The organism is Nocardiopsis sp. iso_40, from assembly GCF_056173285.1.
This window is the reverse complement of the sequence record NZ_CM149666.1, coordinates 798,718-814,345: the sequence shown is the minus strand read 5'-3', so window position 1 is coordinate 814,345 and position 15,628 is coordinate 798,718. Positions and strand designations below refer to the sequence as shown.

The window sequence follows — 15,628 nt, the reverse complement described above, 5'->3', positions numbered from 1 at the left end:
CGAAGGGCCCGCCGACGGTGTCGAACGGGCCCCTGATCGCCTGAGTTCTCGGAAGAACGGTCAGTGCGCGCTGATGTCTACCACCAGCTCCAGCCGTTGTTCCTGCGCGCAGCCTTCGCGTGCATGGTCATGGCATCCACCTTTCTTTCGGTCTCTGGCCCATCCCGCAACCAAGATGTCCTATCCCGGGACGCTCCACAAGGGCTGCCGATGAATATTCGCCATTCGTTGGGCGTGTCTCGACCAAAGGTTGCAGCGGTACACCGCGAAAGGCCGCACAAGTTACTGTCTTCGCAGTTCAGGCGAGTTTCCATTGTCCCGCGCCAAACACCCCCCTCCCCGATGACCTGCAAAAACAAGACCCCCGAGGAGCAAAATCCCGGAACTCCGGCATAACGGAGAGTAAGAACGGGGCCATTGTGGCCCGACATGCGGGGAGACGGCCCGACCCCCGTGGGCACCGATGGCGGCGGCACGTATTTCGACGTCATGACGATCAACCCACGGAGGACATCAAGGAAGGAAACACCACAGAACATATCTTCTCCGGCTTATCACCAGAAGAAGGACAGTCACCCTGTGTATCCGAAGGGAGGCCGGGTTCCTTCGGGGACGGCAGCCTCACCCACCCGAAGGAGGAGGTTTCGGTCATGCATGAAGAGGCGTATTCTGCGCTGCCCTTCGGCCCGCGCCCTCCACCGTGCGCCGCCCCGAGCACTCGGCGGCCCCGATCCGGCCCAGTAGGCTCCCCCCGTGCAGGCACCGCAGAAGGCCCTCCGCCGTGCCGCGAACCGCTCCTGGTACGCCGCCCTTGCCCTCATGGCCGCCCTGGTCGGCGTCTGGATCGTGGCCGGGCTGGTCACCGGCATCAGTGAACTGGACGAACGGTGTTCGCACGGGATGGTCGGCCCGGGCGGATGGCACGAGGTGGAGCGGAGCTCCTACCCGCCCAACATCACGTGCGTCTATCCCGGCGGGGAGTCGGTATCCAGCGCCGGGCCCCTGGTGTTCGTGTGGTGGGTCTGCGTGGTGCTCGTCGTGGTCTGCGCGCTGACGGCGTTCGCCCTGGAGTTCCTCGGCCTGGCGCACGAGGGTTTCGACGGCCGATTCCCCGTCTTCGCCGCCGTCTTCCCCGCGCCGCTCGCGAGCCTCTACGCCTGCGTACTCCTGCTGGCCTTCGTCCCCACCCTCGTGGACCCGAACAGGTGCGGACTCGGCACCCGATACCTCAACGAGCAGGCACACCTCCGCTACCAGCCCTTTCCGCAGCAGGTGACCTGTGATTACGGGAACGGCTTCCCGCTGTCCCTGGTCCCGGCCTGGGTCGCCGCGCTCGAGTGGGCCCTGCTGCTCGCGACGGCGGTCTCCCTGGTGGGCCTACTCCTGCAGCGCCGCGTCCGGGGGCGCGACAGCGGCTCGACGGTGTGACCGGCCCCGCCGTACGTCCGCCCGGCTTCCGCACGGAAGCACGCCGCACCGAATCGCAGACAATTTCCAACCACGCGACACAATCCGACCAGCACATGAGAGAATGGGCGGACGCCCCACCAGGAGCATTTCATGCCTTTTCCTTTCCGCCGCCCCCGCACCCTCCCACAGGCACCCTGACCTGCGATTCTTCCAGCAACCCGAACCACCCCGAGGCTTCGGTGCGCGAGAACCCCCTCTTTGGCGAGGGACAGGAAAGGGCGGGTGCGCGCCCCCGAATGGGACACATTTAGGTTCACACATAAAAGGAGTTCTGGTGAGTCCCCACCCCCCCTCGCCCGTCCGGCTTCCCCACGCGGCCGAGGAGCCCGTCGCACCACCGTCCTCGATCCGCGTCCTCGTCGTCGACGACCACGCCCTGTTCCGCCGGGGCCTGGTGTCGGTGCTGGACGAGGAGGAGGACATCGACGTGATCGACGAGGCCGGAGACGGGGAGGAGGCCGTCCGCCTCGCCGCCGAACTGCGCCCGGACGTGATCCTCATGGACGTGATGATGCCGGGCTCCACCGGGATCGAGGCCTGCCCCCGGATCCGCGCGAAGGTCCCCGAGGTCAAGTTCGTGATGCTGACCATGAGCGACGAGGAGTCCGACCTGTTCGAGGCGCTCAAGGCCGGGGCCACCGGATACCTGCTCAAGGAGATAGCGGTCACCGACATCGCGCGCGCCGTCCGCTCCATCGCCCAGGGGCGGTCCTTCATCAACCCGTCCATGGCGACCAAGCTGATCGGTGAGTTCGCCGGACTGGCCAAACAGGAGAGCTCCCCGCCCAGCCGACCGGAGATCCCCGAACTCACCCCGCGCGAGACCGAGGTGCTGAAACTGCTCGCCCGCTCCCTCAACAACCGGGAGATCGGGGAGCGGCTGTTCATCACCGAGAACACCGTGAAGAACCACGTCCGCAACATCCTGGAGAAACTCCAGGTGCACTCCCGGACCGAGGCCGCCATCTACGCCGTCCGCGCCGAGTACATCACCTGAGCGCCGGGCCGACCGGCAGACGCGGGAGGGCCGACGGGGGCGGGTTCACCCCCGCGGTGTCGCGGGAGGCGGGCCCGGGGGGCTGAACAGGAGTCCGGCGCTGCGCCGGGTGACGGTCAGCAGGTCGGCGTCCCCGAGCAGGGCCCGGACCCCGGAGCTGTCCAGGTTCCCGGTGAGCGCCAGGGTGGCGATGCCGTGCACGATCGACCAGCCGGCCACCACTCCGGCAGCCGCGTCCTCCACCGGCCGCCCCTCCGGGACCGTGGACTCCACCCCGGCGCGCAGTTCGCCGAAGGCCGACGCCCGGGCCGCGGCCAGTTCGGGGTCGTCCTCGTCGAGCAGGGTCGGCGCGAACATCACCTGGAAGTGCGCCGGGTGGTCAATGGCGAAGCGGACGTACTCGACCCCGGATTCCAGGAATCCACCGTCCGCCTCCCGGTTGGCCCGCAACCGGCGCGCCAACTCGGTGAACCCCTCGGTCGCCAGGGCGTTGAGGACGCCCTCCCGGCTGCCGAAGTGGTATCTCGGGGCCGTGTGGCTCACCCCGAGGTCGGCCGCCAGGGACCGCAGGCTGAAGGCGTAGGGACCCTCCCGCCCGATGACCTCCGCGGCCCGTTCCAGCACGGCGGACCGCAGGTTTCCGTGATGGTATCCGTCTGCCATGCCTGAAACTATATACTGGAAAGTTTCCGTCGCGAAGACAAGGTCGTCCCGCCTCGGGGCCCTTGGCGGTTCCGGCGCCCGGGAGTAGGCTCTTGCCCGAACCGGCCCGCCCCGCCGCAGGGGATAGACGCTTCGCCGGTGAGACTCGAGGCTCCGGTCCGGACGGGACCGCCCGCACCAGGGAACAGCAAGAACCCGTCCGACACGGCCGGAGCACGGGAAAGGGCCCGATCCGCCGGATCGGGCCCTCCTCTTGCGCGCACCGTCTTCCCGCGCGCCCCGCGTCCTTCCCGGGAACCTCGCCCCGGCACAGAAAGAAGCGGCCCGCGCGGAGGGTGAACAGTGTTCACCGACCGACACGGGCCGCCATCTTCGGTGGAGCTATGGGGATTTGAACCCCAGACCCCCTCGATGCGAACGAGGTGCGCTACCGGACTGCGCCATAGCCCCTGAAGACGAGACAAAGCCTAGCAGGAAAGTTCGGGTGGTCCGAACACACCGTGCGCGCGGACCGGCCGGTCAGTCTCCGGCGGCCCGCAGCCGGGCGTCGGCGTACTGGTCGTAGACCTGGCTCCGGCGTTCGATGAGGGCGATGACCTCGGCCTTCCGCTCCGCCTCGCGTTCCGCCTCCTGCTCGGCCTCGCGGGCCTCCTCCGCCTGGGCCCGGGCCCGCAGGACGGCCTGGCGGCGGGCCCTGGCCCGGGCCTCGCGGCGCTCGGCGTCGGCCTTGGCAGCCTCCCGCAGCAGGGCCAGGTGCCCGGTGAGCAGCAGGACCGGCGGTGCGACCACCCACCAGGGCCCCAGCCCGAGGGCGACCGCCACGACGGTGGCGATGTTCAGCAGGGTGAGGACACTGGTGCGGCGGCGCCGACGGGCGATGACACGGGCCCTGGGCTCGCCCGCGGGGCGGGGCCGGGGCCTCGGTTCCGCGGGGCGCCGGTCCCGCTCCGGCACCTCCTCAGCGGCCGTGTGTTCGCCGCTGAGGCCCGGCCGGGCCATGACCCGGGTCTCGGTGAGATCCGGGTCCTCCTCGTCGGCCGGGAGGCCCTCCGAGTCGTGCTCGACCTCCTCGACCTCCTCTGTGGCACCGGTGTCCTCGTCCTCGCGGCGGAGGTCGTCGTAGGCGGTCTCCGCGGAGTCCTTCCGCAGCAGCATCGGGACGAGGACGATGAGCCACACCACCACGATGGCCAGGTACAGAGGAGCGCTGCTCATCACCCCTCCTCACGATGACGGCCACTGAACGTTGATCGACACCTCGTCGACACCGCGCCGCGTGTGACTGGTCGCCCCTCCGGGAGCAGAGACGCCTCCCGGAAGGACATCGTTCCCGGTCCCCCTCGGACCGGGGCGATTCCCGTGTGCCTTATCCACGCGTTGCCCGCATCGTCAATGCGTCTATGTTCCGCACGGTACGACCCCGTGTCCATAAATGCGTCACATTCCGACCGGAGTGTCGCAAGATTGTGGACCATCAGTTTCGGTCGCCGCACCCTCCCACTCGAAATACCAGGTCAGGCACCGACTGCGGAGCGCAGCGCCAATTCAACGCAAAGTAATGAATCATTGTGCTTAAAGAGGGGTTTAAGCTCCGAAGGCACCCGTGATGCTGTCATGATCAGTTCGACCCCGGGTACGGCCCCGCCGGGTCCCGCGCATCCCCACCACCGTTTGGGCCCTGTGGCCCCAAAGCGGAACCCGGGCCGGAACCCCCCTCACCAGGCGGACCGGAAGGCGCCCCGTCGTGCCAGCGCCGCAGGACCCCCCGGGGGACCTCCTCGGCGGTGAGCGCGTAACAGATGTGGTCACGCCAGTCCCCGTCAATGTGGAGCTGGCGTATGCGCACGCCCTCGTCCCGGAATCCCAACTTGGTGACCACGCGCCGACTGGCACGGTTCTCGGGACGGATGTTGGCCTCGATCCGGTGGAGTCCGACGTTGAAGAAGGAGTGGTCGACGGCCAGGGCGACCGCCGTCGGGGTGATCCCGCGCCCCGCGTAGGTGCTGTCGACCCAGTATCCGACCTGCGCTGACCTGGCGGACCCCCAGACGATGGCGCCGACCGTGAGCTGCCCCACGAAACGCCCCTGGTAGGTGATCGCCCACGGCATGGACAGCCCCTGGCGGGCTTCGCGGCGGATCGCCTGGAGCATCGCCAGGTAGGGGGTGAGCCCGGTGGTGCGCAGCGGCATCTCCGGGTAGGTGGGCTCCCAGGGCCGCAGCCACTCGGCGTTGCGGGCCCTGGTCTCCCGCAGGACGGGGGCGTCGCGAAGGCGCAGCGGGCGAAGCGCGATCGGCCCCTCCTGAAGGGTGACGGGCCACCCCTGTCTGCGATTCACTTCCGTCCCTCCGAGGCCCTCTGCACCGTCCTGCACGGATGCGACACCGGCCCTTGGCGCCTGCAGGAGCACCCTTCGTCGGTGACGCCTTCCAGTATTCCACTCCGACCGCGTGGGGTGGCGGCCGTCACCCCCACCACACAAGAATCGGACGATTCCAAACTCCATTCACTCCTGCACCGAAATCCGGCCGAAGGTCAAGGAATTCCCTTCCCCCGGAATGCCCCGGATGTGATTCCGGTCATTGTCCGGTGTCATTCGGGCCTGGGGTGGTCCCCGCCCCGGAGTTGGTCCATCGCGTGGCCCAGAACCGGTTCCAGCACGTCCATCCCGTCGCGCACACCACCTCTGGAGCCGGGCAGGTTCACCACCAGCGCCCGGTGCCCGGCGCGTTCGGCCACCCCGGCCAGACCGCGCGAGAGGATCGCCGTGGGCACGCCCTTCTCCCGGCCCGCCGAGCGCAGCGCCTCCGCGATCCCGGGGATCTCACGGGTGAGCAGCGGGCGTGTCGCCTCGGGGGTGAGGTCCTGCGGGGTGAGCCCGGTACCCCCGGTGGTCAGCACGGCGTCCACCCGCTCCGCGAGGGCCCGTTCGATCGCGTCGGCGACCGGCACACCGTCCGGCACCACCCAGGGGCCGAGCACCTCACAGCCCATGGCCCGGAGCCGCTCGGCCACCACCGGGCCGGAGCGGTCCGGGTAGACCCCGGCCGCGGCCCGGTTGGAGGCGGTCACCACCGCGACCCGGTGAACGGTGTCACTCACCGCGCCTCCAGTGCCCCTTCTTCCCGCCGGTCTTCTCCTCCACCCGCACCCCGGTGACCTCGGCCTCGGGGTCGAGCGCCTTGACCATGTCCACCAGTCCGAGAGCCGCCGTCATGACGCAGGTGAGCGCCTCCATCTCGACCCCGGTCCGGTCTGCGGTGCGCACCGTGGCGCTGACGTCCACCCCGTCGTCCGCGACCGTCAGGTCCACGTCGACCCCGTGCACGGCGATCGGATGGCACAGGGGGACCAGGTCGGGGGTGCGCTTGGCGCCCTGGATCCCCGCGATCCTGGCGACCGCGAGGGCGTCGCCCTTGGGGACCCCGCCCCCGCGCAGGGCCGCGACCGTCTCCGGGTTCAGCAGCACCCGGCCCGTGGCCGTGGCGGTGCGGGCGCTGACGTCCTTGCGGGAGACGTCCACCATGCGCGCGGCACCGGACTCGTCGAGGTGGGTGAGGCCGGAGGGGTGCGCCTCCGGCTGAGGGCTGTCGGTCATGGCGTGGGACCACTCATCGTCGTCGGATGCGGGCTCGCGGCCCGCCGGGGCGGCCGACCGCGGGGACGCGGGGTGACGCGTCCCACGATGACGTTACCGTTCCGCTACGACAGCGGCTCAGCGGCCGGGCGCCCTCCCGGCGCTCAGCGGTCGGGCAGCAGCAGGACCTCCGCCAACGCACCCGCCGGGATCCCGGTGGCCTCCTCCGGGACCACCAGCAGCCCGTTGGCGTCCGCCAGCGCGGACAACTGGTGTGAACCCTGCCGCACCGCGGGAGAGACCTCGGGGACCGCGTCCTGCCCGGCGGCGCCCGCCACGACGGCACGCAGGTAGGAGCGGCGCCCCAGCGGTGAGCTGACCGGTGTGGTCAGCCGGGCGCGCACGCTCGGCAGGGGGTCCGGGGCCAGGCCGCGCAGGGCGCGCAGGACCGGCCGCACGAACAGCTGGAACGACACGAACGCGCTCACCGGGTTGCCCGGAAGCGTGAGGATCGGGGTCCGGTCCGGACCGATCGTCCCGAACCCCTGGGGCTTGCCCGGCTGCACGGCCACCTGGGTGAACTCCACGGTGCCCTGCCGGGTCAGCACCTCCTTGACCACGTCGTAGGCGCCCATGCTCACCCCGCCGGTGGTGATCACGACGTCCGCCCGGATCAGCAGCCCCTCCAGGGTGTCCCAGACCGTGGCCGGGTCGTCCCCGACGAAGCCGTGGCGGTGGACCTCGCAGCCCTCCTCCTTGGCCGCGGCGGCGATCATGTAGCTGTTGGACTCGTAGATCTGGCCCGGCCCGAGCGGGCGGCCCGGTTCGACCAGCTCCTCGCCGGTGGAGAGCACCACCACGCGGGGCCGGGGCAGGACCGGGACCGTACGGCGCCCGACGGCCGCCAGGACCCCCATCTCACCGGCACCGACACGGGCCCCGGCCCGCAGTACCGTCGCCCCCTCCGCCACGTCCTCCCCCCGGCGCCGGACGAAACTGCCCGGAGCGGTCGGGCGGTCGATCCGCACCTCGACCGCGCCGCCGTCGGTCCACTCCACGGGAACGACCGCGTCGGCGCCCGTGGGCATGGGCGCGCCGGTCATGATGCGGGCGCACAGGCCGGGGCGGATCGCGGCCGGCTCCGGGTCGCCCGCCGGGATGTCCGCCACCACCGGCAGTCCGACCGGAGCCTCCGCGGTGGCCCCGGCCAGGTCGGCCGCGTGGACGGCGTACCCGTCCATGGCCGAGTTGTCGAAGCCCGGCAGGGACACCGGGGAGGTCACGGGTTCGGCGAGCACGGTCCCGTGCGCCTGGATCAGGTCCAGCTCGGTGGCTTCGGGAGTGGCGACCAACCCCAGAAGATCAAGGATGTGCTGTTCGACGCTCTTCATGGGTCCTTCCGGGTTGTGTACGCGCGGGGAGCGCACCACCCGTCACGGCGGGTGGCTCCGGTCCCATTCTGACTTCCTCCCTGACCTGAACAACGGGGCATCCTCCGGGAGACCAGATGACCACCCCCGGGGCGGGTGTCCCGGATCCGGCGCCGGGTTCAGCCCCGGAGCTGCGCCTGACGGTCCACGAACTCCTTCAGCCAGGGCAGGAGTTCGTCGGCGAGGTCGGGGCGGCGGCAGGCGAACTCGACCACGGTACGGATGTACTCGGCCTTGTTCCCGGTGTCGTAGCGGTTGCCGCGCAGCAGCACCCCGCGCACCCCTCCTCCGTCCTCCGGGCTGGTGCCGGCCAGTTCCTTCAGGGCGTCGGTCAACTGGATCTCACCGCCGCGCCCGGGCGGGGTGGTGTGCAGGATGGGGAAGACCGACGGGTCGCACACGTAGCGGCCGATGATCGCCCAACGGCTCGGCGCGTGCTCGGGAGAGGGCTTCTCGACCAGGTCGGTGACGGTGACGACGTCGTCCTCGCCGGTGGCCTCCACCGCCGCGCAGCCGTAGAGGGAGACCTGTTCGGGTTCCACCTCCATGAGCGCCACCACACTGCCGCCGTGCCTCTCCCGAACCTCGATCATCCGGCGGAGCAGGTCCGCGGACTCGATGAGGTCGTCGCCGAGGAGGACCGCGAAGGGGTTGTCGCCGACGTGCGCCTCGGCGCACAGCACCGCGTGTCCCAGTCCCCGCGGCTCGCCCTGGCGGACGTAGTGGACCTGGGCGAGCTCGCTGGACTCGCGGACCGACCTGAGCTTGCCCTCCTCGCCCTTGGCCGCGAGCGCCTCCTCCAGCTCGTACGCCCGGTCGAAGTGGTCCTCGATGGAGCGTTTGCTGCGCCCGGTGATCATCAGGACGTCGCGGAGCCCGGACGCGACGGCCTCCTCCACCACGTACTGGATCGCGGGCTTGTCCACGATCGGCAGCATCTCCTTCGGCGTGGCCTTGGTCGCGGGTAGGAATCGGGTGCCCAGACCCGCCGCGGGCACGACCGCCTTGGTGACGGGGGCGGAGTGGTTACGGGGTCGCGTCTGGTCGGTGTCTGCGCTCATGAACGGCACTTTAGGACAGACGAAGCGGCTTACGCGGACGAACGCGGTCCGATGGCCGAGAAGTCCCCGTCGTTTCGGGTGAAGGCGTGCAAAACGCAACCGGGCGTTCACCCCCTCGGGGCAGGGCCGTGCCCCTTCGGAGCGGACCGGACCGGGTGCCACACTGGGCCCATGAGTGCCCCGAACGGTCGGAGCCGACCGGACAAGCGCGAGCTGCGCGCGCGCCTGCTCACCGCACGGCGGGCCAGGAGCGCGCCCGAGCGGGAGCGGGCGGGCTCGGCGGTCCGCGAAACCCTCCTGGGACTGCCCTGGCTGGCCGGGGGCGCAACCGTGGCCTGCTACTACTCCGTCGGCGGTGAACCCGGCACCCGCACCCTCGTGCACGCGCTGTGGAAACGCGGCACCCGCGTCATCCTCCCCGTCTTCCTCCCCGACGGCTCCCTGGACTGGGCGGTCTTCGACGGTCCCGACAGCCTCGCACCGGCCGGGCGGGGCCTGGTCGAACCCGTCGGGCGCCGGCAGGGGCCGCGGGCGCTGGAACACGCCGACGCGGTGGTCTGCCCGGCGCTGGCCGTGGACCGGCGGGGGAACCGGATGGGCCGCGGCGCGGGCTGCTACGACCGGGCCCTGGCCCACAAGGGCCCGCGCACCCCGGCGATCGCGGTGGTCCACGACGAGGAGTTCGTCGGGGAGCTGCCCACGGAGCCGCACGACCGTCCCGTGGACGCGGTGGTGACCCCGGGCGGCGGACTGCACGTGTTCGAGCCCGGCGCGGCGGTCTGGTCCGCCGGGTGAGCCGGTTCCGGCGGGACCGGAGCGGGGATTAAGCCGACCACCCGGAGCGTTGTTGCTGGCGGTCGTGTCCCGAAGAGGTCCGCGACCCCACACCCCGACCGGTACGTCCGCCTCGGACGCCCCTCCCGGGCACCGGGCCCGCCGTGCGGTCGGCCTCCCGGAGCACCGGGGTCGGCGCGGAGCGGGTGAGGGGCTGTCGCGCCCGTGTTCGGCGAACGCGTACTATTTAGCAGTCAACGGGTGTGAGTGCCAGCAAGGAGGACCCGGAACAGTGCCTACGTACCAGTACGCGTGCACCGAGTGTGACGCCCAGATGGAGGTCGTGCAGAGCTTCAGCGACGATTCGCTGACGGTCTGCCCCGAGTGCGAGGGACGCCTGCGCAAGGTGTACTCCGCGGTCGGCATCGTCTTCAAGGGTTCGGGCTTCTACCGCACCGACAGCGGGAAGAGCACGACGAACAGCTCTGCCATGACCGGCTCCAACTCCGCCGACGGCGGCGCGGAGAGCAAGGGCGGCACCGAGGGCGGGGACGGCGGCTCCACCGACTCCGCCAAGTCCGCCTCGGACTCCGGCTCCAGCACCCCCGCGGCCTCCACCACCGGTGGCAGCGACAGTTCCAGCAGCAAGAGCACCAGCGGCAGCACCGCCGCGACCAGCAGCTGAGCCACCGCACCGTTGACCGCGGACGCGCCGCCGAGACCCCTCGGCGGCGCTTTTTGCCGCCTCCGCCCGGGAGCGGACCGCGAGGCCGGTCCGCGCGGCGTCCGGGGTGCGGCCCCGGCAGGTTTCCCCGGCCGCCGGCGAATTCACCCTGTGGACAACCCACCGGAGCGACCCGGACCGGCCTAGCGTTACGGGCATGGCCCACACCCCGCCCCTCTACCGGCACCGGCGCGGCCTGGTCCGCCTGCTCGACCGGTACCGGCGCGCCGTCGCCGCGGCGCTGACCGCCCTGGCAGCGATCAGTGCCGTCCTCGTCCTACGGCCTCCCCCCGAACCGAGTACCGACGTCCTCGTCGCCGCACGCGACCTCGACGCCACGGCGCCCCTGTCGGAGGGGGACCTCACCGTCCGCTCCCTACCGGACCGCTCCGTTCCGGACGGGGCGCTGGCAGCGGAGGAGCCGACCACCGGGCTCGCGCCGAACGCGCCGCTGCGGCGGGGCGAGGTACTCACCGACGCACGTCTGAGCGACCCTCCGGCACGCCCCTACGGGCCCGGTCTGGTGGCGGTCCCGGTCCGGGTGGCCGACCCGGGCGCGGTCGGCCTGCTCTCCCCGGGCAGCCGGGTGGACGTGCTGGCCGCCTCGGGCCACGACGGGTCGGGCGGCCCGCCCTCCCGAGCTGGTCCGGCGGTCGAGGTGGTAGGGAACCGTCCGGTGCTCGCGGTGCCCTCCGAGAGCGACGGGGGCGGGGAACGGGGAGCGCTGATCCTCATCGCCGCCACGTCGGAGGAGGCGAGGGCACTGGCCGGGCACGCAGCCACTTCACGACTGTCCGTCACTATCCGCGGTTGACCGATGACCAAAGGTGGTGAAAGCTGTCGGGGCGCCCGACCGGGCACATCAGAAACCACGAACACGTAGGGCAGTTCCATGGAAGGCTTCAAGAAGTTCCTGCTCCAGGGCAATCTGGTGCAGTTGGCCGTAGCGGTCGTCATCGGCGCCGCCTTCGCCACCCTCATCTCCGCGTTCACCGAGGGGTTCGTCACCCCGCTCCTCGGCATCTTCGGCGGCGTCCCCAGCTTCGCGGACCTCTACTTCGAGATCAACGGCAGCCAGTTCCTGTACGGCGCCTTCGTGGACGCCCTGATCTCGTTCCTGATCACCGCCGCGATCCTCTACTTCTTCGTGGTCATGCCCATGGGCAAGCTGATGCTGAGGTTCGCCAAGGCGGAGGAGGCCGTCACCCGCACGTGCCCCCACTGCTGCACCGAGATCAACAAGAAGGCCACCAAGTGCGCCCACTGCACCAGTGAGGTCGCACCGGAGGCCGCGGTCTAGGAAACAGGGCCGGGAGTCCGGCCCCGCACGCGTGAGGGCGGCCCCGCGGGGCCGCCCTGACGGTTCGGCCGACGGTACCGTCGGCCCGGGGCGCGTCCGGTGAACGCGCCCTAACCCTCGTACTCCCAGTGCCAGGGCTCGAACGGGCTGGACTTCGCCCAGGCCGGGTGGATCCAGTTGTACTTGGCGCCGTGGGTCTCCATCCAGTTCCACCGTTCCGAGCGGAAGTTCTGGATACCGCAGCCGAGGTCGAGCGCCTGGCCCAGACCGTGGTTACTGGTCCCGGGGACCGCGGCGAACCCGGGCGGCTGCTCGGCGTAGACGCGGTGCTGGTTCGGCAGGTCACGGTAGGCGCTGGTGATGCACATGTTCTCGCCGAACTCCTCGACGTACTCCATGTTCAACTGGAGGAAGTCGACGGCGGCGTCGGCCCTGAGGAACTTGTCGTCGTAGAGCGAGCAGAGGGCGTCCTTGGGCAGCAGCCCGTTGGGGTAGCCGTCCGCGTTGGAGGCGGCGCTCGGGTCGCAGTCGGCGGCCGCCATATAGGCCTCGGGGTCCAGTCCCCGGTCCTCCAACTCCTCGGTGAGCTCGTTCATGCTCGCCTCGGACTGTTCGCGCAGCGCTGTCACCTCTGCGGCGAGTTCGGCCTGTTCGAGCTGGGTGAAGGTCTGGAGCTCCTGCGCCTCACCGGCCAGCCCCACCTGTTCCTCACGCAGGTCGGTGGCCTCCTGAATGAGCGCCTGGTTGTCCTCGGACAGCTTGGCCGCGTAGGCCTGCGTCTGGAGGTCGTCGTCAAGCTCACCCGCCGCGAGGGTGCCGAGGACACCCGCGTCCGGCCGCTGGTACATGCTGCTGGCCAACTGGGCGAGCGGTTCGCGCATGTCGCTGAGGTCGCCCTCGATCTGCTGGAGGTCGTGGAGGGTCGAGATCAACTCCTCCTGCGCCTCCTCCAGGGCGTTCTCACGCTCGACGTACTCGTCGGTCGCCTCCTCCAGGGCTTCGGCGGAGTTCTCCGCGTTCTCACGGAGCTCGTCCAGGCTCGCCTCGGCCGACGCCGGGGCGATCGCCGCGTCGGACCAGGGAACGACGAGCAGGGAGGTGGCCAACACGAGTGTCAGCGCCTGCGCGATCCGGACCCGGTGGCGCGCCCCCAGAACGGTCAGCACCCCGCTACCCGGTGCGCGGGACCTCCGCCGCGCCGAATCAGAAGTGAACGGCACGAATGATCCTCCGGCTGCATTTTCCTCGAACACCTACTCGTGGCCGCAAGGCAACGTACTACATGTCCACTTGCGGACACACTGGACGATACGGCCCGACGGCCGCACCTGAGGACGGTTGGCTCCCGCTCCTGTGACTCTCTCGCCCGATATCCGGCGGAAAACCTGGTCATCGGGGTCCTGATGACAGTCGCACCCATTCGCCAACAGTGACCCAGGCACGCAAGCAGCCATAATCGCGACACGCGACATGAACAACATCACACCGTTGCCAGGACAACCAATCGTAGGTCAGCGTACTCCGCCGCGCACGCGGGGGGCTTCGCCGACGGGGGACGACACCAATCCGAACCCCATGCATCCCCATCCTGGGTTAGGGTGGGCCCTGCAACCGGGTAACATCCGGTTCTGGCCGCACCCATGGCTCCGTAGCTCAGGGGATAGAGCACTGCTCTCCTAAAGCAGGTGTCGCAGGTTCGAATCCTGCCGGGGCCGCGCCTGAACGTCGGGGTGTCCCCTCCGCGGAGGGGACACCCCGACGTCTTTCCACGGGTCAGGATTCCCCCTCGTTCCGGTCAAGTCGCCGCGGATGCCCGCGCGCCCCTTCCCCCAGCCCTCGCCGCAGGTGCTCTCCCCCGGCGAACCACCCCGCCGACCGACGGCCGCACCGGTGTCCGCGGACCGGTCCCGGAGCGGATTCTGACGGAGTTCGCCCGTCGCTCGTGTCGGGACCGGCTTCGGGCGCCCTCTGCGTCGATCATGGGAACCAGGCTGACCAGGGGGGGAGACGACGTGACCGACGGAAAGGCGACCGGAGGAGAGGGACCGGTGCACGGGCCGGGCCGGGAAACGGCTCGGGACCAGGAGCGGGAGCCGGCGCGGACCGCCAGGGCCCGGCAGCGGGGCGGCTCGCCCTCGGCGATCTCGGGGGCGCTCAAGAAGGACCCCCAGCCCGGACCGCAGCACTGGGGCGGACCCCGGCCGCGCAGAGCCGAACCCGACGTGTTCTTCCCGCGGAAGTTCCCCCGCCTCTCCCCGAACGACATCTAGCCGCCCCGCCCGGCGGGGGACGCGGAGCCGGACCGCGTGCGGGCCCGTTTCGGCGCGGGCCCGGCGGCCGGGGAGGGAGGCGACGGGTCTACAGGAAACCGCGCCAGGGTGCCAGGACGATCTCGCTGAACTTGGCCGCGAACGGGCGCCCGCGCCACTCCTCCTCGGTGAGTTCGCGGGCGTTGGTGAGGTCGGTCTCGAAGACCGTCTCCAGGTGCTTGGCCACGCCCTCGTCGAAGATCTCCACGTTGATCTCGTAGTTCCCGGTGAGACTGAGCCGGTCCACGTTGGCGGTGCCGATCGTGCTCCACCTGCCGTCCACCGTCGCGGTCTTGGCGTGCACCATCGCGTCCTGGTACAGCCACAGCCGCACCCCGCCCCGGAGCAGCTCCGAGTACCTGCCGCGCGCCATCCAGTCGGCGACGACGTGGTTGGAGTTCTCCGGCACGAGCACGTTGACGTCCACACCGCGCCGGGCCGCCTCGATGAGGACGTTGGCGAGCTCCCGGTCCGGGATGAAGTAGGCCTGGGTGAAGACCACCCGGTCCCTGGCACGGTCCACAGCCTCCAGGAACATCGCCCGGATCGGGTAGATCAGCAGCTCGGGGACGTTGCGGTGGACCCGGATGCGCGAGTCCCACTCCGCCGTGCCGAAACTCTCCAGGGCGGGCTGGTCCGAGTGCCGGTTGGCGTTCCAGAAGTCCGCGAAGGCGTTCTCCAGCTCCCACACCGCGGGTCCGACGAGACGCAGGTGGGTGTCACGCCACTCGATCGCGTAGGTGGAGCCCACGTTGAACCCGCCGACGAAACCGACCCGGCCGTCCACGGAGAGGATCTTGCGGTGGTCCCGGCCGGACTTGCGCACGTTCAGCAGCAGTACCCCGGGGCGGAACGCCGGGTAGCGCAGGACCCGCACCGAGGGCGGGAACCGGAAGAAGGAGCGCGGGACGACGAGGTTGGCGAAACCGTCGTAGACGACGTACACCTCGACGCCCCGTTCGGCCGCCTCGATCAGCGCCGCCTTGAACTCCCGGCCCACCGCGTCGGACTTGACGATGTAGGACTCGAACAGGATCCGGCGGCGGGCCCCGCGGATCGCGTCGAGCATGTCCTCGAAGAGGTTCTCCCCGTAGGTGTAGACCGTGGCGGTGGTCTCGCCGACCGGGATCGAGGCCGGTTCGGTGCGGGGGAAGTTGACCCGCTGCGGCCGCACCCTCTTGCGCCAGTGGTCGACCCCCACGAGGGCCGCCACCACCGCCACCTGGGTGGCCAACAGTCCCAGCAGGCCCCGTTTGGCCCAGGTCGTGACGGTCGAACGTCTCAGCATGCGGTCGCCTCCCGAACAGGAAGTCCGCTACGGCC

General features: G+C 70.5%; 16 protein-coding genes and 2 tRNA genes. 8 read left to right on the top strand and 10 right to left on the bottom strand.

Features of this window, described 5'->3' with window-relative positions:
- Window positions 1-753 precede the first annotated feature (753 nt).
- A complete protein-coding gene (locus AC0VYD_RS03545; RefSeq protein ID WP_475478571.1) occupies window positions 754-1,428 on the top strand; it encodes a hypothetical protein in 675 nt (224 codons plus the stop codon).
- 316 nt (window positions 1,429-1,744) lie between these two features.
- Complete coding sequence (locus tag AC0VYD_RS03540; protein WP_475478570.1) at window positions 1,745-2,467, top strand: response regulator; 723 nt, start codon at window positions 1,745-1,747, stop codon at window positions 2,465-2,467.
- 45 nt (window positions 2,468-2,512) lie between these two features.
- Here the strand turns inward: AC0VYD_RS03540 and AC0VYD_RS03535 are convergent, their stop codons facing one another.
- From AC0VYD_RS03535 to galU, 8 genes are all read right to left on the bottom strand, one after another.
- Complete coding sequence (locus AC0VYD_RS03535; protein WP_475478569.1) at window positions 2,513-3,130, bottom strand: TetR/AcrR family transcriptional regulator; 618 nt, start codon at window positions 3,128-3,130, stop codon at window positions 2,513-2,515.
- A 376-nt stretch (window positions 3,131-3,506) separates the two neighbouring features.
- Window positions 3,507-3,580, bottom strand: a tRNA-Ala gene (locus AC0VYD_RS03530).
- A 69-nt stretch (window positions 3,581-3,649) separates the two neighbouring features.
- Window positions 3,650-4,345: a divisome protein SepX/GlpR gene (gene sepX / locus AC0VYD_RS03525; protein WP_475478568.1), complete on the bottom strand. Its 696-nt coding sequence runs from the start codon at window positions 4,343-4,345 to the stop codon at window positions 3,650-3,652.
- Window positions 4,346-4,748: 403 nt separating this feature from the next.
- Complete coding sequence (locus AC0VYD_RS03520; protein ID WP_475478567.1) at window positions 4,749-5,468, bottom strand: GNAT family N-acetyltransferase; 720 nt, start codon at window positions 5,466-5,468, stop codon at window positions 4,749-4,751.
- 254 nt (window positions 5,469-5,722) lie between these two features.
- Window positions 5,723-6,232 (bottom strand): MogA/MoaB family molybdenum cofactor biosynthesis protein, encoded by a 510-nt coding sequence (locus AC0VYD_RS03515; RefSeq protein WP_475478566.1) that lies wholly within the window; start codon window positions 6,230-6,232, stop codon window positions 5,723-5,725.
- Complete coding sequence (gene moaC / locus AC0VYD_RS03510; protein WP_473036730.1) at window positions 6,225-6,728, bottom strand: cyclic pyranopterin monophosphate synthase MoaC; 504 nt, start codon at window positions 6,726-6,728, stop codon at window positions 6,225-6,227. The genes AC0VYD_RS03515 and moaC overlap by 8 nt, the downstream gene beginning before the upstream one ends.
- Before the next feature lie 143 nt (window positions 6,729-6,871).
- Complete coding sequence (gene glp / locus AC0VYD_RS03505) at window positions 6,872-8,098, bottom strand: molybdotransferase-like divisome protein Glp (protein WP_475478565.1); 1,227 nt, start codon at window positions 8,096-8,098, stop codon at window positions 6,872-6,874.
- 158 nt (window positions 8,099-8,256) lie between these two features.
- Window positions 8,257-9,198 (bottom strand): UTP--glucose-1-phosphate uridylyltransferase GalU, encoded by a 942-nt coding sequence (gene galU / locus AC0VYD_RS03500; RefSeq protein ID WP_191268748.1) that lies wholly within the window; start codon window positions 9,196-9,198, stop codon window positions 8,257-8,259.
- A gap of 171 nt (window positions 9,199-9,369) precedes the next feature.
- On the opposite strand from galU, the gene AC0VYD_RS03495 reads away from it, so the two are divergent.
- The 4 genes from AC0VYD_RS03495 to mscL all read left to right on the top strand — a co-directional run bounded on the left by AC0VYD_RS03495 (window position 9,370) and on the right by mscL (window position 11,996).
- On the top strand, window positions 9,370-9,993 hold the full coding sequence (locus tag AC0VYD_RS03495; RefSeq protein ID WP_475478564.1) for a 5-formyltetrahydrofolate cyclo-ligase: 624 nt from the start codon (window positions 9,370-9,372) through the stop codon (window positions 9,991-9,993).
- A 271-nt stretch (window positions 9,994-10,264) separates the two neighbouring features.
- On the top strand, window positions 10,265-10,657 hold the full coding sequence (locus tag AC0VYD_RS03490; RefSeq protein ID WP_475478563.1) for an FmdB family zinc ribbon protein: 393 nt from the start codon (window positions 10,265-10,267) through the stop codon (window positions 10,655-10,657).
- A gap of 196 nt (window positions 10,658-10,853) precedes the next feature.
- The gene (gene cpaB / locus AC0VYD_RS03485) at window positions 10,854-11,510 is read left to right on the top strand and encodes a Flp pilus assembly protein CpaB (RefSeq protein WP_475478562.1); all 657 of its coding nucleotides are present in this window, start codon (window positions 10,854-10,856) and stop codon (window positions 11,508-11,510) included.
- Window positions 11,511-11,588: 78 nt separating this feature from the next.
- Window positions 11,589-11,996, top strand: a complete 408-nt coding sequence (gene mscL / locus AC0VYD_RS03480; RefSeq protein WP_475478561.1) for a large conductance mechanosensitive channel protein MscL — start codon at window positions 11,589-11,591, stop codon at window positions 11,994-11,996.
- Window positions 11,997-12,106: 110 nt separating this feature from the next.
- Here the strand turns inward: mscL and AC0VYD_RS03475 are convergent, their stop codons facing one another.
- Entirely contained in the window at window positions 12,107-13,162 is a 1,056-nt protein-coding gene (locus tag AC0VYD_RS03475; protein WP_475478560.1) for a D-alanyl-D-alanine carboxypeptidase family protein, read from the bottom strand.
- A 476-nt stretch (window positions 13,163-13,638) separates the two neighbouring features.
- On the opposite strand from AC0VYD_RS03475, the gene AC0VYD_RS03470 reads away from it, so the two are divergent.
- Together AC0VYD_RS03470 and AC0VYD_RS03465 are read left to right on the top strand one after the other, a co-directional pair.
- Window positions 13,639-13,711 (top strand) — tRNA-Arg (locus AC0VYD_RS03470).
- A gap of 333 nt (window positions 13,712-14,044) precedes the next feature.
- On the top strand, window positions 14,045-14,266 hold the full coding sequence (locus AC0VYD_RS03465; RefSeq protein ID WP_475480169.1) for a hypothetical protein: 222 nt from the start codon (window positions 14,045-14,047) through the stop codon (window positions 14,264-14,266).
- Window positions 14,267-14,354: 88 nt separating this feature from the next.
- Here AC0VYD_RS03465 and AC0VYD_RS03460 read toward each other — a convergent pair whose 3' ends face one another.
- Entirely contained in the window at window positions 14,355-15,593 is a 1,239-nt protein-coding gene (locus AC0VYD_RS03460; RefSeq protein ID WP_475478559.1) for a phospholipase D-like domain-containing protein, read from the bottom strand.
- Between the last annotated feature and the right edge of the window lie 35 nt (window positions 15,594-15,628).

What these genes read in the sequence shown, in the direction of transcription:
- AC0VYD_RS03535 (WP_475478569.1), bottom strand. Translation starts at nt 3,130, where the DNA reads ATGGCAGACGGATACCATCACGGAAACCTGCGGTCCGCCGTGCTGGAA.
- sepX (WP_475478568.1), bottom strand. Translation starts at nt 4,345, where the DNA reads ATGAGCAGCGCTCCTCTGTACCTGGCCATCGTGGTGGTGTGGCTCATC.
- moaC (WP_473036730.1), bottom strand. Translation starts at nt 6,728, where the DNA reads ATGACCGACAGCCCTCAGCCGGAGGCGCACCCCTCCGGCCTCACCCAC.
- glp (WP_475478565.1), bottom strand. Translation starts at nt 8,098, where the DNA reads ATGAAGAGCGTCGAACAGCACATCCTTGATCTTCTGGGGTTGGTCGCC.
- galU (WP_191268748.1), bottom strand. Translation starts at nt 9,198, where the DNA reads ATGAGCGCAGACACCGACCAGACGCGACCCCGTAACCACTCCGCCCCC.
- AC0VYD_RS03495 (WP_475478564.1), top strand. Translation starts at nt 9,370, where the DNA reads ATGAGTGCCCCGAACGGTCGGAGCCGACCGGACAAGCGCGAGCTGCGC.
- cpaB (WP_475478562.1), top strand. Translation starts at nt 10,854, where the DNA reads ATGGCCCACACCCCGCCCCTCTACCGGCACCGGCGCGGCCTGGTCCGC.
- mscL (WP_475478561.1), top strand. Translation starts at nt 11,589, where the DNA reads ATGGAAGGCTTCAAGAAGTTCCTGCTCCAGGGCAATCTGGTGCAGTTG.
- AC0VYD_RS03460 (WP_475478559.1), bottom strand. Translation starts at nt 15,593, where the DNA reads ATGCTGAGACGTTCGACCGTCACGACCTGGGCCAAACGGGGCCTGCTG.